This window comes from Pseudomonas sp. E1BtOHC1, from assembly GCF_058744285.1.
This window is the reverse complement of the sequence record NZ_CP196023.1, coordinates 6,759,183-6,779,126: the sequence shown is the minus strand read 5'-3', so window position 1 is coordinate 6,779,126 and position 19,944 is coordinate 6,759,183. Positions and strand designations below refer to the sequence as shown.

Sequence of the window (19,944 nt, the reverse complement as noted above, 5' to 3'; positions counted from 1 at the left end):
CAGCACGCGGGCAGCTGTAGGAGCTGGCTTGCCAGCGAAGGCGCCATACCGGGCGATGCATGGCTTGAGGGCCTCTTCGCCGGCAAGCCGGCTCCTACGGGAGATGGCGTCATTAAATGTGGCGCCGGGCTCAGGGTTTGCCATCCAGCGGGTCGCGGCGCGCAAGTTCGGCTTCATCCAGACCAGCGCCGCCACCAATGTCTGCGCCATCGACAATACTCAGATCCCAGTCCGCCGGTTTATCGGCTCCGGCTTCCCGGGCGGAACGGGCTCCATCCTCACGGATCAGGGTTTCCGGACTCAGGTCATCGTCGCTGGAGCCGTCGCTGGTGAGGCTGGCGCTGCTTCTGGCGGCAGGTTCGTCGTCATCGAAATGCAGCTCCTCCAGGGAGCCCATGCGGTCCTGATCATCGTCGATGGGGGCGGGCTGGGGAGCGGCGTAGGGGCGTCGTGATTCAGTCATGGCGATTCCTCATACTTTGGGGGCTTGAAGGGTGGACCCCAGTAGCCCGCTGAAGATTCCCCGCAAGGAATAGCCGGTATCTGTAGCAACACGCGTGACCCCGGCAGGCGGTCGTCTGTCAAAGCAGCGCATCATTCTTGAGGCTTCACAGCATGAACGAACTACAAGATCTGATTGATAACAACGAGCGTTGGGCCGAGGCGATCAAGCAGGAAGATCCGGACTTCTTCTCCAAGCTGGCTCGCCAGCAGACTCCGGAATACCTGTGGATCGGCTGTTCGGACGCGCGGGTGCCGGCCAACGAGATCGTCGGCATGTTGCCGGGTGACCTGTTTGTGCACCGTAACGTGGCCAACGTGGTGCTGCACACCGACCTCAATTGCCTGTCGGTGATCCAGTACGCCGTGGACGTACTCAAGGTCAAGCACATCCTGGTCACCGGCCATTATGGTTGTGGCGGTGTGCGTGCCTCGATGCAGGATCGCCAGTTTGGCCTGATCGATGGCTGGCTGCGTTCCATCCGCGACCTGTACTACGAGCACCGTGAGGCGCTGGGGCAATTGGCCACGGAAGAAGAGCGGGTCGACCGTCTCTGCGAGTTGAACGTGATCCAGCAGGTGGCCAACGTCGGCCACACCAGCATCGTGCAGAACGCCTGGCATCGTGGGCAGAGCCTGTCGATCCACGGTTGCATTTACGGGATCAAGGACGGTCGCTGGAAGAGTCTGAACGCGACCATCAGCGGTTTCGAGCAACTGCCACCGCAATATCGCCTGCGTCCCCTCGGCGCTGTCTGAGCGCTGGCTGGCCGCTGCGTCGAAAGCGCAGCGGCCAGCGGCGGACTTCAGATGTGCGGTACCTCGGTGCTTGGCGCCGGGGCCGGCGCCTTGAGCTGGTTGAGTTGAGTCTTGACCGGCGTGCTGGTGCATTTGGCCGCGGCCTGTTGCTCGGTCAGCTTGCGTACCGAGGTGTAGAACAACTCGCAGGTCTGGACTTTCTGCGTCACTTGCCAGGTCTGGGTGCAACGGCTGAGCAGGGTGCTCGGGTCCGTCCCCGGCTTGCTGCCCATACCGGCCTGCCAGCAGGCCGCACTCAAATCCTGTCCCATGACTTTCAGCCCTGCGGCGTCGGCCTTGGCCTCGTCGTTGTCATAGTTGTCCGGGTCCGCTGCGTACCAGATGTAGCTCGGGTGGTTGGAGCCCAGTACCGGCACCTTCACGCCTTCGCTGGGGCTGATCTGCGCCAGGCCCAGCACATTCACCGTGACCCCGTACTGCTGCTTGAGCCAATTGCGCACCGGTGCGCCGAAAGCCACCATCGGCAGGGCTGCGCCGCTGGCGTTCTGGCTGACCTGCTTGACCATGGTGGTCTGGTAGCTGTTGAAGTAGCTGTAGACCCCTTCCAGGTCCTTGCCGGCACTCGATGGCGCAGCGATCGGTGCGATGTCGACAATGGTCTGGTACGCCGGCGTCTGCTCGGCGGCAATGCCGTTGACGGTGAGCAGGGTGGCCCAGCGGTCGGTGGTGGCCGACTCCAGATAGTCCTGGGCCTGGGTCAATGAATAGTCCGGCGGGAAGTGCAGCAGCTCGACGCTCTTGCGGTTTTCCAGGGCCATGCCCAGAGGCAGGAACAGGTACCAGCTGTAGGCCCATTTGCCATCGGCATTGAGCTGGCTGGCGCCCTTGTAGGCCAGGTCGCCGGCATCCAGCAGGGCGCTCAAGGGCTTGTCGTAGCCCTCCGGCACCCCGCTGATGGAGGCCAGGACCTTGTCGCCGGCGGTCTTGACGCTGACTTTTGCAGCGCTATAGCCGTCACGCTGCACGCTCTGGGTCAGGTAGTGAGCCACCGTCTCTTCCAGGGTCCAGTTGCGATAGCAGATGACATTGCAGTTGTTGGGGTAGGCGAAGAGCTGGGTGACGCGCTGGGGACTGCCCAGATCGACCTCGACATCGGCCTGGGCCGTCGTGCTCAGGGCTGCGGCCGCCAGGGCCAGGGGGATTCCTGCGAATTTGAACATGCTCAGATCCTTTTCAGCGTGAACCCCTTCGAAGGGGGCAAGACATACTGAAACAGCCCGGCGCGCAGAAGAAGCCAGGAGCAAAAAAATATCCGCGGCTCCCAGCTGCTCGGGGCTCAGCCCGGGATCAGGCGCGTCCAGGGGAATCCGGGGGCATGGATCTGGCAGGCACGGATGAGCACCACCATGAACAGCAGGTAGACCGGCTGCCAGGGGCTGAAATGATTCCAGTGCAAGGCGCCCAGCCAGGGACTGCGAGCACAGAACTCCGGGTCCGGCTGGCCGATGCGTCGTGCATGCAGCAGGCCGATCAGGGTAAAGCCCAGGTAGGCCAGTACGCCTAGCAACCCCAGCCAGAAGCCGAAAAAACCCAGCATCAGCACTTGCGGCACGCCATGGCGCAGCACCAGCCAGTGCTGGTGCGGGTTCAGGCGCCTGGGCACCAGGCGGTCGCTCAGCCACAGGTCGATGGCCAGCAGGTGGGCGATAGCGGGGACCCAGTTGCTAAGCAAGACCAGCCCGAACATCGTCAGGGCTACACCACAGAGCAGCCCCAGCATCACCGCCGCTACCGGGTCATGTCGCGGCAGGTTAATGAAGAACAGGCACAGCGCCAGGCAGGTGGCCAGCCCCGACCTGATCCAGTTATCCACACCCAGTGGGCGAGGCATCAGTTCTTGCCAGAAAAACACGTCGCTGCGGGGCAGGCGCTTCAGGAGTTCGGGGAAACGTGAGGCCAGGGTGTTCGACAACTCCATGCAGGCTTGCCAGTGCTCGTCCTCGAACTCCCGCGCCAGGGCCACCTGGCGCCGGCGCGGCAAGGGGTTCAGCAGCAGGCGCGCAGCGGCGATGTGCGGGGTCGCCGCGCCGGTTTTTCCGGCGTTGGCCACCAGGTTCTGATAGAACGCCTCCTGGCGGCAGCGCTCGATCAGCGACTGCCAGATCCACGCCGGTTCGGGGGTGTTGCCGCGGCTTTCGTCCCAGCCGAACAACTGGCACACCCGGTCGAACAAGGGCACCTGCCAGGATTGCTGCTGGAGCAACTGCAGCATTTCATGCTGCCAGTTCTGGCGATGGTCGAAGATCCGCAGCCAGGGTTGTGCGCAGTAGTTTGTCAGGCGTTCGAGGAAGGCCCGTTCCTGGCCTGCCTGCAACAACTCCTCCAGCGTCCGCCGGTATTCCTGCAACAGAGTCTTCACCAGGAAGGCTTCCTGCCAGGCTTCCATCGATGGGCGCTGCCAGGGCGTCAGCCAGTCCAGATGCTCGGCGGTCCAGGCGAGGATCGCTGCGTATTGCTCTGGGTGTGCGCAACAGGACACCAGCAGGCGTTGTAGGAAGTCCTCCTCGCATGCTTGCTGCTGAGCCTGTTGCCAGCGCTCTGCCAGGTTTTCGACGCTCAGTCCCTTGAGCAGCGGTAATGCGGCAGAGGCGGGGGCGAGCGTTGGGACGGGCTCGGCTGGGGCTGGCGGGACCCAGTCCGGCAGCGGCTCGACGGACAGCGGGTAGCCCTCGGTCAGGCCGGCCCAGGACTGTGCCTGGACAGGTAGCAGCGGTGCTGGCGCTGGTTCCGGCAGCCCCAGTTCCACCAGGCTGGCCCATTGCTGCAGGTTGTCCGGGGGCGCTGTGTTCGCGGGGGCGGTCTGGGCCTCGGCAACCTCGTCCTCGATCTCGGCCCGCCAGCGGGCCAGCTGCAAGGCGCGCTCATAGGCTTCGCGCAGGCGCTGAAAGCCTTCGGCATCCTCGTCCGGGCGGGTGATCTTCAACTGCCGGGCATAGCTGCGCTTGATGCTGCGCTCATCGGCATCGTCCGGCAGTTCCAGCAGGGCCCAGCAATCCATGTCGCTGCTCCTCAGTGCCAGTGGCCATTTTCCAGGCGTTGCAGTTGTTCGTTGAGCTGGCTGCGCACTTCGCGGATCTTGCGCTCGTCCTGGGTCTCCAGCACTTGCTGGAATTGCCCGGCCCAATAGCCGATCTGTTCGCGCGTGTCCCCCAGGCTTTCCTGATACAGGCGTTCCAGGCGGGCGCTGAGCAGGGTGTTGGCCTGCTGGTCGCGGGGGTGAATCTTCAACTGCGCCAGGGCCTTGAGGCGCTCCTGGATTTCCTCCGGGGTCAGTACGCCGGGGTTGTTCTCGATCACCAGAGAGTGGCTTTCACCGGTCAGGGGAATGCTCACCTGGGCTTCCAGCAAGCCGTTGATGTCGTAGGTGAAGCGCACGTCCAGTGACACTTCGCCGGCCGGGCGCTTGGGCACGCTGATCTCCAGCTGGCCCAGGGCGACGTTGTCGCGCACCAGCCGGCTCTCGCCCTGGAAGATCTTCAGCAGCACCTGTTCCTGATTGTCGTGCAGGGTTTGTACGGTCTTGACCCGGCTCACCGGCACCACGCTGTTGCGCTCGATGATCGGCAGGTAGTGCCCGCTCTCGATCTGGTTGCCGTACTGCTGCGAGGTCTCGATGCCCAGGGTGTAAGAGCAGACGTCGGTCAGCACCACTTCTTCCAGGGCCGCGGACCGTGCCTTGAGGGCCGCCTGGACCGCCGCGCCCTGGGCCACTACCTGGTCGGGGTCGAGGCTGATGGAGGGAAAGCGCCCGAACAGCCCGGCCGCCAGCTTGCGCACCAGGGGCATGCGGGTGGCGCCGCCCACCAGGAGGATCTCATCCAGGTCGCTGACACGGATTCGCGCATCGCGCAGGGCGCGTTCGATGGGCGCCCGCAGGCGCTCCAGCAACGGCGTATAGAGATTGGCCAGTTGCGCCTGGGTAATGGTCTGGGTCCATTGCCGGCCGTCGACCCGCAAGCTGAACTCGGCGCTGGGTTCCTGGCCCAGGGCGCGCCGCACCCGCTCGGCTTCCCGGCGCAGGGCCTGGAGCACGCTCTGACGTTCGGGAAAGTCCGCCGCCTGGCCTTGCTGTTCGATGAAGTGCTCCAGCAGCAGGCTGTCGAAGTCCTCACCGCCGAGGAAGTTGTCGCCGGCGCTGGCACGGACCTCCATGACTCCGTCGAACAGTTCCAGGATCGACACGTCGAAGGTGCCGCCGCCGAGGTCGAAGACCAGAAACGAGGTTTCCTTGTCGCGCTGGTGCAGGCCGTAGGCCAGGGCAGCGGCGGTGGGTTCGTTGATCAGTTTTTCCACCTTGAGCCCGGCCAGTTCGCCGGCGATCCGCGTGGCCTTGCGCTGGGCGTCGCTGAAATAGGCCGGCACGCTGATCACCGCCTCTTCCACCGGCTCGCCGTAGGCGCGCTCGACATCTTCCTTGAGGCTTTTGAGTACCAGCGCCGAAAGCTCTTCCGGGCGGTAGGTCCGATCCCCCAGGCGCACTTCGGTGGCGCTGCCCATGTAGCGCTTGAACAGCGCGGTGGTCTGCTGCGGGTGAGTGTGCAGGCGCTCCTTGGCGGCTTGCCCCACCAGGATCCGGCCTTCGTCGTCGAGGCCCACCACGCTGGGGGTGAGCAATTGGCCCAGGGCGTTGGGCACCAGCTCGCTGGCGGTGTCGCGCCAGACCGCCACCAGACTGTTGGTGGTCCCCAGGTCGATGCCTACGATCATGACGACGAACTCCCTTTGCAATCGGAAAACTGATGAAACAAATAAGTGGCGCGCAGGATATTACCCGTCGGGTGGATGGGTAAAGTGCGTGATATTAGATGGCTATCATTGGCGCCGGTGCCGCAGCGCCGAAGCGGGTCTTGAGCTTCGGTTCTGCGGTGGTTGGCGGGCCCGTTGCGGGCCCCGCCGGGGTCAGACTTTGAAGTGCAGGGCGTTGGTCAGGTCGCCCATGGGTTTCTGGCCCCGGGCAAGCATGGCGTCATCACGCTCCTTGATGCCGTCCAGGGTCTCCAGTTGGAATACCCGGGTGATCAGCCGCAGGATCGAGGCGGTGTCATACACCGTGTGATCCACCGTGCCCTTGCGAGCGAACGGTGACACCACCAGGGCTGGAATCCGCGTGCCCGGGCCCCAGCGATCGCCCTGGGGCGGCGCCACGTGGTCCCACCAACCGCCGTTTTCGTCGACGGTGACGATCACCACCATGTTTTTCCATTGCGGGCTCTCGCGCAGCACTTTCAGCGCCCGGTCGATATGCCGGTCGCCGGCGGCCACGTCGGCATAACCGGCGTGCAGGTTGAGGTTGCCCTGGGGTTTGTAGAAGGTCACCGCCGGCAGCTTGCCGGCCTCGGCGTCGGCGAAGAACTTGTTGGTGCTCGACTCGTCCCCCAGGCCGCCGTCGCGCAGGCGCTTGGCACGTTCGGCTGGATTCTCCGGCCCCTGGCGCACGAAGTAGTTGAACGGCTGGTGGTGGTACTGGAAGTTGGGGATCTTGGGAATCCCGCCGGAATCCTTGAACTGCTCCAGGGTCGCCTGCCAGGCGCCGCCGTACCAGGCCCAGTCGACGTTCTTCTTCGACAGCTTGTCGCCGATGTGCTCGTGGGTTTGTGGCACCAGCACGCTGGGCAGGTCGGGCTTGGCGTAGTCCGGGCGCTCCGGATCGCGGATCCAGGTCGGCCAGTAGGGCGGGGCCATGGTATTGACCGCGTAACCGTCCGGGGTCAGGGCGCTGGGACCGAACTGTGGCGCACCTTCCATGGCACTGGCCGGGGATTTGTCCAGGGGCTTGAGGCGAGTGCCCTTGGGGTCGTCGCCCTGCAAGGTGGCGATCTGCGACTTGGCCACCGAGTTGGCGGCATCGGGGTAGAACGGCACCTTGGCGCTGATCAGGTACTGGTGGTTGAGGAACGAGCCACCGAAAGCTCCCTGGAAGAAGTTGTCACAGAGCACGAACTCCCGCGCCACATCCCACAGACGCAGGGAGTAACGGGTCTGGGCGTAGTGGCCCATGGTCAGGGCGCCGGAGTCGGCCCAGGCCACGAAGCCATCGTTCTTGCCACCGTTGATCTGCATCTGGTTCTGGTAGAACACGTGCCACAGGTCGCGGGTCACCAGGCCCAGAGGCAGGTCCTCGCCGCTCGGGCCCTTGAGGGCGAACGGCGCATTGGGCAGGTTTTCCTGGAACTGGGTTTCCACCGGGTAGGTAATGCCATCCAGGGTTTGTGGGCCAACCTGGAGAATGCCACCCCAGATCGGTGGCAGTTTCGACAGTAGGCTGCCATCGCGGTCCCGTTGCTGGAACGCTTCGGGCTTGAGGGCCGATAGCGGTTTTTCCACGCCGGGGAAGTTGGCGAACAGGTTGTTGAAGCTGCGGTTCTCGGCGAACAGCACCACCACGTTCTTGACCTGATCACGCAGCGCCTTGTCCAGCTCAGTGGGGGACAGCGGGCGCTCATCCGGTTGGCCTGCGGGTTCGCCGGATTTGCTGCAAGCGCTCAGGGTGGCGCCGACCCCAAGAACGGCAACGCCGCCAAGGAAGCGGCGGCGGCTGGTGTCGGTGGGGTGGTCGGTGTTGGTTTCGGCGGTGTCGCGCTGGTCGGTATCGTCGCTCATGTCGGCTCCTTGCACGTCGATCTGAAAAATTCGTTACAAACTATTTCGGTCGCACGGTAACAACCGAATATGACGCAAAGACTACAGGAATGCTTCAAGAGTCCACTGCGATGAGCGGTGAAAAGTCTGAAATCCGTGTCGACAAAGACTTATCCACAGGCCCGCTCCGCTACGACGGAGCGGGCTCGGGGTGCCCTCAGGGAATCACGGGCGGCAAGTAGGCCAAGGTGGTGCCCAGGGCCCAGAGCAGGGCCAGCACCAGGGGGGTGTGCACCAGCAACTGGACGAAGGAGAAACCGATCAGGTCCCGGGCCTTCAAGCCCAGCACTCCCAGCAACGGCAGCATGTAGAAGGGGTTGATCAGGTTCGGCAAGGCCTCGGCAGCGTTGTAGATCTGCACCGCCCAACCCAGGTGGTATTGCAGGTCATTGGCCACCTGCATCACATAGGGCGCCTCGATGATCCACTTGCCGCCGCCCGACGGAATGAAGAAGCCCAGCACCGCCGAGTACAGGCCCATCAGCAGGGCGTAGGTGTCGTGGGAGGCGATCTGCACGAAGAAGGTCGAGATGTGGTGGGCCAGGGTCTGGCCGTCCACACCCTTGACCACGGTCATCAGCGCGGCAATGGAGCCGTACAACGGGAACTGGATCAGCACCCCGGTGGTGGTGGGCACCGCGCGGGCCACTGCATCGAGGAAGCTGCGGGGCCGCCAGTGCAACAGGGCGCCGGCCATCAGGAACAGGAAGTTGTAGGTGTTGAGCCCGGAGATCGCGGTGATCGCCGGTTTGGTGGCGAACTCGTGATACAGCCAGCCGGCGGCCAGCAGCGCCAGGAGAATGGTCAGCAACGGGCTGTACTCCAGCCACTCGCCGGGACGGGTACGGGGCTGAGGCTTGGGCATGCTGAAGCTCGGGTCGACGCCACAGGCCTGGGCATCGCGGGCACTGTTTGGCCCCGGAGCTGTGGCGTAGGCGACGATCAGCGAGACGACGATCAAGGCCAGCAGCATCACCCCCGACTGCCAGAGAAAGATGGTCTGGGTGAAGGGAATCACCCCGGTGATGGCCAGGATCGATGGCGGCAGGCTGCCGGGGTTGGCCTGCAACTGTGCGGCCGAGGACGACAGGCCCAGGGCCCAGACAGCGCCCAGGCCCAGGTAGGCGGCCGCACCGGCCGCGCGGTAGTCCATGCGCAGTTCGGTGCGCCGGGCCAGGGCCCGTACCAGCAGGCCGCCGAACACCAGGGACAGGCCCCAGTTGAGCAGGGACGCGACCATGGAAATCAGCGCCACCCAGGCCACTGCCGAACGGCCGTTCTTGGGAATGCGTGCCAGCTTGTCGATCAGCTTCACCGCCGGCGGCGAACTGGCCACCACATAACCGCCGATGACCACGAAGGCCATCTGCATGGTGAAGGGAATCAGGCTCCAGAAGCCGTCACCGAAGGCCATGGCGGCATCGGTGGGCCTGGCGCCCATGGCCAGGGTGGCCAGGGCTACGATGATCACCGCCAGTGCGGCGAACACCCAGGAGTCGGGGAACCAGCGTTCGGCCCAGTTCGAACAGCGCAGGGCAAAGCGGGCGGAGCGGCTATCTTGAATATCAGCGGCCACGGAAATACCTCGGATTTCTTATGTTTATCAGGAGGTCGGCCGCCCCAGGCAGAGGCGGCCGAGAACTGTGCAAGAATGCGGCAATTGCCACGGACTGCAAAGGACTGAACGTCGATGTCATTTTCCCCTGAAGAACGCGCCGCACTGCTCAAGGTCAAGGGTGTCGGGCCTACCGTGGTGGGTCGCCTGGAGCAATTGGGGATCATTTCCCTGAGCCAGCTGGCCGCCGCCGATGCCCTGGATATCGTTACCCAGGCTTCGGCCCTGGTGGGGTCCAGCTGCTGGAAAAACAGCCCCCAGGCCCGCGCCGCGATCCAGGCCGCCATCGCCATGGCCAAGGGCAACTGAAGGCGTGAGCCGCGATCAGCCCTTCGCCTATCAGGCGGTGTATCGCTACCTGTTGCAGTGGCTCGACAGCGTTGCCAGCGATCAGGAGCAGCGCCTGCCGTCCTTGCGGGAGCTGGCGCTGCGCTTGAAGGTTTCCCTGTCCACCACCAAATACGCCTACGCCCTGCTTGAGGACGAGGGGCGCATTTGCTCGCGTCCGCGCCAGGGTTACTTCACCCGGGTGAAGGCCGGCGCACTTCTGCCCGTGGCTGGCCCCGCCTTGCTTGACGACCTCTATGCCCATGCCCGCCAGCCTGGGCGCCTGGCACTGTGCAGCGACGCCCCGGCAATGCTGCTGTCCCTGGAGCAACCGTTGCTGATGACCGAGCGCGAACTGGCGCGCCAGTACCCGCGAACCCAGGCGCCGCTGTACCAGCCCTTGGGCGAGCAGGAACTGCGCAGCGAGCTGGCCCGGCGCTACACCCGCTCCACCTGCGATTACTGGCAGGCCGACCAGGTGTTTCTAGGGGCGGATATGCGCAGTGTGCTGGAGTTGTCCTTGCAGGCGCTGGACCTGGGCGGCGGCGTGGCCCTGGTGGAGTCTCCCTGTTCCTGGGCGGTGCTGCGGCAACTGCGGGCCGCGCGCCTGCGGATCATCGAACTGCCGCTCAATGCCGCCGGCTGCTTCGACTTGCAACAGGTGCAGGTGTTGCTCAAGCACGAGCCGGTGCGCCTGGCCGTGCTCTCCTCGACGGTGAACATCCCCCACGGCAGCCTGATGCCCGCCGCTGACAAACAGCAGCTGTGTCGCTGGTTTGCCGAACGGGGGATCTGGCTGCTGGAGAACGACAACTATGGTGAATTCAGCTTTGTCCCCGAGGCTGCCCGTTATCGGGATTTCGCCGATCCCGAGCGCCTGCTGGTGTTTGCCAGCCTGGACAAGGCCATAGGGGCCGAAGCGCCCTTCAGTTATGTGTTGAATCGTAGCCTGGGCCCGCAGCTGCATCGGCAGTTTCTCGAGCGCTCCTTCCGGCTTTCACCGATCCGCCAGAAAGCCGTGGCCCGTCTGTTCAGCTCCGGGCGCATCGACCAGCACCTGCACAAGCTGCGGGGCATGCTGCAACAGCGCATGCACCAGTTGCGCCAGTTGCTGGCGGAGCAGGCCGGGGCGCAATTGTTCGCGCCGATCCCGGCCGGCGGTGCCACCTTGTGGGTCGAAGCACGCCGGCCTGTGGCAATGACCCGGGTGTACGAACAACTGCTGGCCCAGGGCATCGTGATCGCCCCGGGAACCATCTTCAGCCAGCAAGGCCTGTGGCAGCATCACTTGCGCCTGAGCTACACCCTGGATTGGAGCAAGGACATCGCCGGAGCCCTGGGCCAGTTGGCCCAGGCACTGGATCAGGCGTCCTGAGCCACCCCATAGCAGTGCCGCGCCTCGGGGAAGACACCGTCCCGAACTTCCGCCGCGAAGCGTTCGCAGGCCTGGCCGATCAGGGCGCCGGCATCGGCGTATTGCTTGACGAAACGGGGCACTTGCGGCCCCCCGAGCCCCAGCAGGTCCTCGGTTACCAGCACCTGGCCATCGCAGGCCGGTGAGGCGCCGATGCCAATGGTGGGCATCGACGAAAACTCGCTGATGCGCCGCGCCAGGGGTTCCGCGATCCCCTCCAGCAACAGACTGAAAGCGCCGGCGTCCAAGTGAGCGCGGGCATCCGCCTCGATCTTGCGAGCCGCCTCGTCATCGAGTCCCTGGGCCTTGAAGCCGCCCATCTGATTGACGTATTGCGGCATCAGGCCGATATGCGCCATCACCGGAATCCCGCGTTGCACCAGGAATTCCACGGTCGGCGCCAGGGCCTTGCCGCCCTCCAGCTTGAGTGCGTCGCAGCCGGTGCGCGCCATGACCTCGGCGCAGTTGCGGTAGGCCTGTTGCGCAGATTCCTGGTAACTGCCGAAGGGCATGTCGGCGATCACGCAGGCCAGACGGCTGCCGGCGACTACGGCGCGGGTGTGGGCGATGATTTCCGTCAGGCTCATGTCCAGGGTCGAAGTGCGACCGTAGCCGACCATGGCCGTGGAATCGCCGATCAGGATGAAGTCCACGTAAGGGTCCATCAGCCGTGCCATGTGGCTGGTGTAGGCGGTGAGGGAGACGATCTTCTGCCGGCCTTTCATGGCCACCAGTTGCGGGACGCTCAGACGGCGGGTGCGGGTATGCATGCTCATGACGACTTTCCTGGTTCTGCTGGGGTTGGAAAGTGCTCGATTATTGGCTCGGCGCCCGGGCATTCAATACACAGAGAACCGCGGAAAACCGACCCAGGACCCGCAACGGGTTGTTCACCGGATCTTTTGCGTAGACCATGGCGCCTTCGCTTTGGACTGCCACCCGAGTTGCCTTTATGACCCCTTCCACAGAATCGTCGCCGGCGCGCTTTTCCCGCTCCGACTACAAGACCCTGGGCCTGGCCGCCCTGGGCGGTGCCCTGGAAATCTACGACTTCATCATCTTCGTATTTTTCGCCCTGACCCTGAGTCAGCTGTTCTTTCCTCCAGAAATGCCTGAATGGCTGCGCCTGCTGCAAAGCTTCGGGATCTTTGTCACCGGCTATCTGGCCCGGCCGTTGGGGGGCATTCTCATGGCCCACTTCGCCGACCGGCTGGGGCGCAAGAAGGTCTTCAGCCTGAGCATCCTGATGATGGCGCTGCCTTGCCTGCTGATCGGCATCATGCCCACCTATGCCCAGATCGGTTACTTCGCGCCCTTGCTGCTGTTGGCCCTGCGCGTGCTGCAAGGCGCCGCGGTGGGGGGTGAAGTGCCCAGCGCCTGGGTGTTCGTCGCCGAGCACGCGCCCCGGGCCCATCGCGGTTATGCCCTGGGCTTCCTCCAGGCCGGCCTGACCTTCGGCTACCTGCTGGGCGCGCTGACAGCGACCCTGCTGGCGCGGGTCTTCAGCCCCGAGGAAATCCTCGATCATGCCTGGCGCTACCCCTTCCTGCTGGGTGGGGTGTTTGGGGTGATCGGCGTTTGGCTGCGCCGTTGGCTGAGTGAAACCCCGGTGTTCATGGCACTGCAGAACCAACGCGACAGCGCCGGCGAATTGCCCCTGCGGACCGTGCTGCGGGAGCACCGGCTGGCGATCCTGCCGGCGCTGATCCTCACCTGCGTGCTGACCTCGGCGGTGGTGGTGTTCGTGGTCATCACCCCGACCATGATGCAGAAGAGCTTCGGCATGAGCGCCAGCCATACCTTTGCCCTGAGCAGCCTGGGCATCGTTTTCCTCAACATCGGCTGCATCCTGGCTGGGCTGATCGTCGACCGCCTCGGCGCCTGGCGCACGGTGATGCTCTACAGCCTGCTGCTGCCCCTGGGCATTGCTGTGCTCTATGGCTGTCTGATCAGCGGCGGCGAGTGGATCGGCCTGGCCTACGCCATCGCCGGCCTGGGCTGCGGGGTGGTGGGGGCGGTGCCCTCGGTGATGGTCAGCCTGTTTCCGCCGCGGATTCGCGTCTCGGGCATTTCCTTCACCTACAACATCGCCTATGCCCTCTGGGCCAGCACCACGCCGTTGTTGCTGATTGCCCTGATGCCCTGGAGCCCATGGATCTGCGTGATCTATTGCGCGGTGATGGGGGCGGTGGGGGCGGCCAGTGCCGGCTACTTTGGTGGGCGCGTGGGTGGGGCTCGGCACGCATCAGCGCACAGTGATGGTTGCTACTGATCAGCTTCGCTGAATTTTCTTCAGAGGATTGCGATTGTGCGAAACAGCGAGCTAGAGCCCTTGCCATTCAACCTCTGAATCCAGGAAGCAATCGGGCTGAAAATTCGCCTTCAGCCCCAAGGTTTTTTCCCGCTACTCTCCCGGAATGCGCGGCCTGCGCTTGGGTTTCCGGGAGCTGTCTTGATTCGTTCGACGCTGTGTTCCTTGCGAAATTTCTCCACCCTGGAGCCACTGTTGCAAGTGGCGCTGGTGAGCTTTGTGCTGGGGCTGGTTTTTGCCCTGATCGAGGCCTGGACCTGCAACCTGGTGGACTACGGCCTGGAGGGCGCCAGTCCCGACAGCCTCAGTGCCCGAGTGCTGGCAGTGGAGACGGGGGCGCTGCTGGTGGAACAACTCGACACTGGGGAGCGCCAGCGTTTACGTCTGAGTCGCGACCTCAGTCAACTCCAGGTGCCGCTCACGCAACTGACAGGGCAGACCCTGGTACTGAGTCACCTGCGGGGTTACCTGCTCAGTTGCAGTCGCGACGATCAATCGTGGTGCACCGCCCAGTGCATCAACGCCGAGCAGTGCCAGGAACGCCTACGCGGGCGCGAGTCTTCCCTGGGCATGCTGTGCTTTACCTGGCTCGTCAGTCTGGCCTGCCTGCTGCTGCACACCTACCGCCCCCGCCCGTTCTCCCGGCGAACGGAACGCTGATGAGCTTCCCCGCCCCGTAGGAGCCGGCTTGCCGGCGAAGAGGCCCTCAAGCCTTGCATCGCTCTCAGGGGCGCTTTCGCTGGCAAGCCAGCTCCTACAACAGGCGGCCGTACACCTTTCTTCCGTAGGAGCCGGCTTGCCGGCGAAGTCCTTCAAGCCCCACATCGCTCTCAGGGGCGCCTTCGCTGGCAAGCCAGCTGCTATAGGGCAAGTGGGGCGGTTACTGGGGCAGCAGTTGGTCCAGGTAGCGGGTGCGTTCGTTGCTCAGGCGGGTCACGCAGAGGTTGATCAGGGTGACGTGGGCCGGCTTGCCCGGTTCCACTTCGAAAGCCTCCAGCACGCAGGTGCTGTCGCGGAATTTGATCCAGGCACGTTGGGCATTCTTCAATTTGCCGAGGTATTCCTGTTCTTGCAGCAGGCTGCTGGGATACAGGTTGTGAACCCGCACCAGCAGCGCCTGATAGCTCTGGTTGAGCGCAGCGTCGGCGCGATCCTTGTCCTGCTGGGCGCAGCGATCGACCTGTTCGCTGACGCTGATGTGCTCGCAGTCCAGCGCAGCGGCTCGGGCAGGCGCCCAGCCAGCGGTACTGGCGAGTACGGCGATGACAAGGCCAAAGATCCATGGCTGATGAGGCATGTCGGTCCCTTGCGCTGAGAATGGAGCAGGCATTCTACAGAGCTGTTGCCGATGCAGAAGGGGCGCACGCGTACGCCCCTTGCGCGGCCGTGGTAATGGCGACCATCGCCGAACCGGAGGCCCGGCTTAGGGCCTTGGGTCGGGGCGCTGAACAGGGCGCCGACGGCAATCGGCGGGTGTTTGCCTGCTTTTGGCGCATTCGCTGCCGGGCTAACGATGCCTGGCTGCAGATAACCGCCCGCTAACGGCAGCATGACAATGGGGTTATCCAGTGCAGGTGCGGCGGGCAATCGAACTATCATCAGGCCGACGCTTGTTTAAGCCACGGGAGGATGTTCCATGGGTGCAGGACACAGTCACGGCCAGGTGCGAGCCGGGCATGAACGCAAGTTGTGGATGGCCCTGGGCCTGACCGGCAGTTTCATGATTGCCGAGGTCATTGGCGCTTTTGTCACCGGCAGCCTGGCGCTGTTGTCGGATGCCGCCCACATGATGACCGACGCCCTGGCGCTGGCGATTTCCCTGGTGGCGATCCAGGTTGCCAAGCGCCCGGCGGACCGCAAGCGCACGTTCGGTTATGCCCGTTTCGAAATCCTGGCCGCCGCATTCAATGCCTTGCTGTTGTTCGTGGTGGCGTTCTACATCCTGTTCGAAGCCTGGCAACGGGTGCAGGCACCGGCGCAGATCCAGTCCATCGGGATGTTGGTGATCGCGATCCTGGGGTTGATCGTCAACCTGATCTCCATGCGCCTGCTGGCCTCGGCCAGCAGCGAGAGCCTCAACGTCAAGGGCGCGTACCTGGAGGTGTGGAGCGACATGCTTGGCTCGCTGGGGGTAATCATCGCCGCCTTGGTGATTCTGTTCACCGGCTGGGGCTGGGTCGATTCCGTGGTGGCGGCGGCGATTGGCTTCTGGGTACTGCCACGGACCTGGACCCTGCTCAAGGAGAGCATGAACGTGCTGCTGCAAGGTGTGCCGGACGGGATCGATATCGAGCAGGTGGAGCAGGGCATTCGCGAGGTGCCCGGGGTCAGCGATGTGCATGACTTGCATATCTGGGCCCTGACCAGTGGCAAGAACGTGCTCAGTGCCCATCTGGTGGCGCAGTTGCAGGGCCGGGATGAACAGGAGGTCCTGGCCCGGGTCACCGAGTTGCTGCAGGAGCGGTTCGAGATCGCCCACGTCACCCTGCAGGTGGAGCAGGTGGGGTTTCATCAGCAGGTGGATGAGCATTGAAGGTGGCCTTGCCGGCCTCTTCGCTGGCAAGCCGGCTCCTACGGGGCGGTGGGGCTGGTGCGCGGCTCAGTCACGCTCTTCGAGTACGTAGCCCACGCCCCGCAGGGTGTGGATCAGTTTGCGCTCGAAAGGGTCGTCGATCTTCGCGCGCAAGCGGCGGATCGAGACTTCCACCACGTTGGTGTCGCAATCGAAGTTCATGTCCCAGACAAAAGAGATGATCTGGGTCCGGGACAGCACTACCCCGCTCTGACGCATGAGCAGGTGCAGCAGGGCGAACTCCTTGGTGGTCAGGTCGATGCGTTGTTTGCCGCGAAAGGCCCGGTGCCGCCCTTGGTCCAGTTCCAGGTCGGCCACCCTGAGTACGTCGGGCACTGGTGCCTGTTCGCTGCGGCGCATCAGGGTGCGGACCCGGGCCAGCAATTCGGGAAACTCGAACGGCTTGACCAGGTAATCATCGGCCCCCAGGTCCAGCCCGCGGATCTTGTCCGCCAGCCGTCCCTGGGCCGTGAGCATCATCACTCGGGTGTTGCTGTCCTCGCGGATCTGGCACAGCACCCCCCAGCCGTCGATCTGCGGCAGGTTGACGTCCAGGATCACCAGATCGTAGGCGTGCTGGCGGGTCAGGTGCAGGCCATCCGCGCCGGTATTGGCGCAATCCACCACATAACCACTTTCAGTCAGTCCCTGATGCAGGTAGTCGGCAGTTTTGAGTTCGTCTTCGATAACCAGGATACGCATGCTGATGAGGTTCTCGGCGATAAGCGGCAATAAAGGAAAGTTGCTGTAAATGACTGGAGTAATAATTGGAAAGTGCACTTTTATACAGACAACTTGAGGCGCCTTTAACTTTGTGCTGGGCGCTTTGAAAGTGTGTCTGGCACTGTCTTTGGATGGCGGAATATTAATACAGAACATTGAGCCAGAGCCTTTGCTAACGGATTTGTAATCTTTGCGCCACCCTGCTGATAAGCAGCGAAAGTTACCCTTGGTCGATATTGAAACTCTCCCTGTCAATGGGCGGAATGTTGCAGTTTCATATCGGCCAGGGCTCTGTTGAATAACCACCGATATGTTCCGCCGCACTTTCGCAGAAACTTTGCCTCTGTAGGGGCCGGAACCTGTTATGCCGACTTTCCCGAGAACACTTCCCCGGGCCGCCTGGCGCTGCTCCGCGGCGTTGCTGCTGGCGCTGCTGGCGCAGTCTCCGAGTGCTGCCGAGCCCGCCTCGCTGAGCCTCGACAACGCTCTGGCCAATGCCTTTGCCAACAACCCTGAACTGGCCGCCGCGCGCTGGGAGATCGAAATCGCCCAGGGCGCTCGCCAACAGGCTGGGCTGATGCCCAATCCGGTGCTGTCGGTGGATGCCGAGGACACCCGCAGGGATACGCGCACCACCTCGGTCAAACTCAGCCAGGCGCTGGAACTGGGAGGCAAGCGCGGAGCGCGGGTGGAGGTGGCCAGCCGCGGACAGGCGCTGGCGGCCCTGGAGCTGGAACGACGGGGCAACCAACTGCGGGCCGATGTCCTGGAGGCTTTCTACGCCGCCCTGCGGGCCCAGGAGCGCACGCAACTGGCCGGGCGTTCCCTGGCCCTGGCCGAGCGTGGTGTCACGGTGGCCCAGGGCCGGGTCAAGGCCGGCAAGGCCTCGCCGGTGGAGGCCACCCGGGCCCAGGTGCAGTTGGCGGAAGTTCGCCTGGAGCTCAATCGTGGCCAGATGGAGCAGGACAATGCCTATCGGCAGTTGGCCCGGGTCACGGGCGCAGCCACCACGGACTTTGCCGCCGTGCAGGAGCCCTCGCTGTCGGTGGCGACTCTGCCGGCTTCGGCGCAATTGCTGAATCGGTTGCAGGACACCGCAGAACTGCGTCTGGCGGAGCAGGAGATTGTCCAGCGCGAGGCGTCCCTGGGCCTGGAAAAAGCCCAGCGCATTCCCGACCTCGACGTCAGCGTTGGCAGTCAGTACGACGCCACCGCCCGTGAACGGGTGAACCTGGTGGGGCTGTCGATGCCGCTGCCGCTGTTCAACCGCAACCAGGGCAATGTGCTGTCCGCCGCCCGTCGCGCCGATCAGGCCCGGGACCTGCGCAACGCCACCGAGCTGCGTCTGCGCACCGAAACCCGCCAGGCCCTGGAGCAATGGAGCACTGCCAGGGGCGAGGTGCAGTCGTTCAACCAGACCATCCTGCCCGCGGCCCAACGCGCGGTGGACAGTGCCACCCGAGGCTTCGAGATGGGCAAGTTCAGCTTCCTCGAAGTACTGGATGCCCAGCGCACTTTGATCGGCGCCCGCAGCCAGTACCTTGCCGCCGTGGCGCAAACCACCGAGGCCTGGGTGCGGATCGAACGCATCTACGGCGACCTCAGCCGTTGGTGAAAGCCTGGTTGAGGGGCCTCGCGTGCCTGGCCGCCCTGCTGGTCAGCGATTGCAGCGGTGCACCACTGGCGCCGCCGGATGAGCCGCCCCGGCACTGGTGTGTCCATGAATGGCACCGGGCTCTCGACGCATTTTTCTTTCCGCCTACCTCGTAAGGCGCTTTTCGCGCTGCCGAACATCGATTGTCAGGAGCACCCATGGATAAAAAACGCAGCCTTGTCATGGCCATTTCAGCGGTGGTCGGCCTGGGAGCGGCGGCCTTGCTGCTGCCGGACCTGTTCGCTACCCCGACCCCCGCCCGCACCCAGGCACCTGCAGTGGCAGAGCCGGCCGGGCATGGCGAGGAAGAACCTGAAGGGCATCTGGAGCTCAGCCCCGAGCAGATCCAGGCGGCCGGTATCGAACTGGTCGAGGCCGGGCCCCGGCGCCTCAACCGCCTGCTCAGCCTGCCGGGGGAAATCCGCTTTGACGAGGATCGCACCTCCCACATCGTGCCCCGGGCTGCCGGCGTGGTGGAGTCGGTGCAGGTCAATCTCGGTCAGGCGGTCAAGCGTGGCGAACTGCTGGCGGTCATTGCCAGCCAGCAGGTGTCCGACCAGCGCAGCGAACTGGCGGCTGCCGGGCGGCGGGTGGAGCTGGCCCGCACTACCTTCGAGCGCGAACGCCAGTTGTGGGTCGACCAGATATCCGCCGAGCAGGATTACCTGTTGGCGCGCCAGACCCTGCAAGAAGCGGAAATTGCCCTCAACAACGCCCGGCAGAAGATGAGTGCCTTGAGTGGCAGTGCGCAGTTGGTGGGAGGCAATCGCTATGAAATGCGCGCGCCATTCGATGGCGTGGTGGTGGAGAAACACCTCAGCGTCGGCGAAGTGGTGGGTGAAACCAGCGCCGCTTTCACCCTTTCGGATCTGTCCCGGGTCTGGGCCACCTTCGGGGTATTCCCCAAGGACCTGGACAAAGTCCGGGTCGGCCAGGCGGTGAATGTCAGCTCCAGTGAGCTGGGGACCCAGGTCCAGGGCAAGGTGGCCTACGTCGGCAGCCTGCTGGGGGAGCAGACCCGGACCGCCACCGTGCGGGTGACCCTGGCCAACCCTGATGACGCCTGGCGCCCGGGACTGTTCGTCTCGGTGCAAGTGGCCACTGAAGCCTTCGAAGCACCGGTCAGCGTGCCGCAGACGGCGATCCAGACCCTGGAAGACCGGCCTTCGGTGTTTGTCCGGGTAGCCGAGGGCTTCCAGGCCACGCCGGTGGTCACCGGAGCCACTCAAGACGGTTTCGTCGAAATCCGCGAAGGCCTGGCCGCCGGTGCCCAGGTCGCCACCCGTGGCAGCTTCACCCTCAAGTCCGAGCTGGGCAAAGGCTCGGCCGACCATGGCCATTGATCGGTCACAGCACAGAGTGATTTCCC

General features: G+C 64.3%; 18 protein-coding genes. 8 read left to right on the top strand and 10 right to left on the bottom strand.

What is annotated here, in order from left to right:
• Positions 1-130: 130 nt before the first annotated feature.
• Positions 131-463, bottom strand: a complete 333-nt coding sequence (locus tag ACSSVC_RS30690; protein ID WP_404937677.1) for a serine kinase/phosphatase — start codon at positions 461-463, stop codon at positions 131-133.
• Between the two features lie 152 nt (positions 464-615).
• Here ACSSVC_RS30690 and can point away from each other — a divergent pair, with 152 nt between their 5' ends.
• Positions 616-1,260: a carbonate dehydratase gene (gene can / locus ACSSVC_RS30685; protein WP_346633749.1), complete on the top strand. Its 645-nt coding sequence runs from the start codon at positions 616-618 to the stop codon at positions 1,258-1,260.
• 47 nt (positions 1,261-1,307) lie between these two features.
• Here the strand turns inward: can and ACSSVC_RS30680 are convergent, their stop codons facing one another.
• From ACSSVC_RS30680 to ACSSVC_RS30660, 5 genes are all read right to left on the bottom strand, one after another.
• The gene (locus ACSSVC_RS30680; RefSeq protein ID WP_492611832.1) at positions 1,308-2,480 is read right to left on the bottom strand and encodes a hypothetical protein; all 1,173 of its coding nucleotides are present in this window, start codon (positions 2,478-2,480) and stop codon (positions 1,308-1,310) included.
• 116 nt (positions 2,481-2,596) lie between these two features.
• Positions 2,597-4,318 (bottom strand): J domain-containing protein, encoded by a 1,722-nt coding sequence (locus ACSSVC_RS30675; RefSeq protein WP_492611831.1) that lies wholly within the window; start codon positions 4,316-4,318, stop codon positions 2,597-2,599.
• 11 nt (positions 4,319-4,329) lie between these two features.
• On the bottom strand, positions 4,330-6,027 hold the full coding sequence (locus ACSSVC_RS30670; protein ID WP_346633752.1) for a molecular chaperone HscC: 1,698 nt from the start codon (positions 6,025-6,027) through the stop codon (positions 4,330-4,332).
• 192 nt (positions 6,028-6,219) lie between these two features.
• Entirely contained in the window at positions 6,220-7,920 is a 1,701-nt protein-coding gene (locus tag ACSSVC_RS30665) for an acid phosphatase (RefSeq protein WP_346633753.1), read from the bottom strand.
• A gap of 196 nt (positions 7,921-8,116) precedes the next feature.
• Complete coding sequence (locus ACSSVC_RS30660; RefSeq protein ID WP_346633754.1) at positions 8,117-9,535, bottom strand: short-chain fatty acid transporter; 1,419 nt, start codon at positions 9,533-9,535, stop codon at positions 8,117-8,119.
• Positions 9,536-9,649: 114 nt separating this feature from the next.
• Here ACSSVC_RS30660 and ACSSVC_RS30655 point away from each other — a divergent pair, with 114 nt between their 5' ends.
• Together ACSSVC_RS30655 and ACSSVC_RS30650 are read left to right on the top strand one after the other, a co-directional pair.
• Positions 9,650-9,883 carry a helix-hairpin-helix domain-containing protein gene (locus tag ACSSVC_RS30655; protein ID WP_346633755.1) on the top strand — a complete coding sequence of 78 codons (234 nt, stop codon included), beginning with the start codon at positions 9,650-9,652 and terminating at the stop codon, positions 9,881-9,883.
• A 4-nt stretch (positions 9,884-9,887) separates the two neighbouring features.
• On the top strand, positions 9,888-11,276 hold the full coding sequence (locus tag ACSSVC_RS30650; protein WP_446439102.1) for an aminotransferase-like domain-containing protein: 1,389 nt from the start codon (positions 9,888-9,890) through the stop codon (positions 11,274-11,276).
• Here ACSSVC_RS30650 and panB read toward each other — a convergent pair.
• Positions 11,264-12,091, bottom strand: coding sequence for a 3-methyl-2-oxobutanoate hydroxymethyltransferase (gene panB / locus ACSSVC_RS30645; RefSeq protein WP_404937671.1), 828 nt, complete (start codon positions 12,089-12,091; stop codon positions 11,264-11,266). The genes ACSSVC_RS30650 and panB overlap by 13 nt on opposite strands.
• Positions 12,092-12,267: 176 nt before the next feature.
• Here panB and ACSSVC_RS30640 point away from each other — a divergent pair, with 176 nt between their 5' ends.
• Entirely contained in the window at positions 12,268-13,587 is a 1,320-nt protein-coding gene (locus tag ACSSVC_RS30640) for an MFS transporter (RefSeq protein ID WP_404937670.1), read from the top strand.
• 180 nt (positions 13,588-13,767) lie between these two features.
• On the top strand, positions 13,768-14,286 hold the full coding sequence (locus tag ACSSVC_RS30635) for a hypothetical protein (protein ID WP_492611830.1): 519 nt from the start codon (positions 13,768-13,770) through the stop codon (positions 14,284-14,286).
• A gap of 220 nt (positions 14,287-14,506) precedes the next feature.
• Here the strand turns inward: ACSSVC_RS30635 and ACSSVC_RS30630 are convergent, their stop codons facing one another.
• Positions 14,507-14,923 carry a lysozyme inhibitor LprI family protein gene (locus ACSSVC_RS30630; protein ID WP_346633760.1) on the bottom strand — a complete coding sequence of 139 codons (417 nt, stop codon included), beginning with the start codon at positions 14,921-14,923 and terminating at the stop codon, positions 14,507-14,509.
• A 339-nt stretch (positions 14,924-15,262) separates the two neighbouring features.
• Between ACSSVC_RS30630 and ACSSVC_RS30625 the strand changes: the two genes are divergently transcribed.
• Complete coding sequence (locus ACSSVC_RS30625; protein WP_492611829.1) at positions 15,263-16,159, top strand: cation diffusion facilitator family transporter; 897 nt, start codon at positions 15,263-15,265, stop codon at positions 16,157-16,159.
• Positions 16,160-16,225: 66 nt separating this feature from the next.
• Here ACSSVC_RS30625 and ACSSVC_RS30620 read toward each other — a convergent pair whose 3' ends face one another.
• The gene (locus tag ACSSVC_RS30620; RefSeq protein ID WP_123724863.1) at positions 16,226-16,900 is read right to left on the bottom strand and encodes a heavy metal response regulator transcription factor; all 675 of its coding nucleotides are present in this window, start codon (positions 16,898-16,900) and stop codon (positions 16,226-16,228) included.
• A 272-nt stretch (positions 16,901-17,172) separates the two neighbouring features.
• The gene (locus tag ACSSVC_RS30615) at positions 17,173-17,253 is read right to left on the bottom strand and encodes a helix-turn-helix domain-containing protein (protein ID WP_430962725.1); all 81 of its coding nucleotides are present in this window, start codon (positions 17,251-17,253) and stop codon (positions 17,173-17,175) included.
• Between the two features lie 32 nt (positions 17,254-17,285).
• Here ACSSVC_RS30615 and ACSSVC_RS30610 point away from each other — a divergent pair, with 32 nt between their 5' ends.
• Positions 17,286-18,536 (top strand): TolC family protein, encoded by a 1,251-nt coding sequence (locus tag ACSSVC_RS30610; protein WP_346633762.1) that lies wholly within the window; start codon positions 17,286-17,288, stop codon positions 18,534-18,536.
• Between the two features lie 197 nt (positions 18,537-18,733).
• Entirely contained in the window at positions 18,734-19,918 is a 1,185-nt protein-coding gene (locus ACSSVC_RS30605) for an efflux RND transporter periplasmic adaptor subunit (protein ID WP_404937666.1), read from the top strand.
• Positions 19,919-19,944 lie beyond the last annotated feature (26 nt).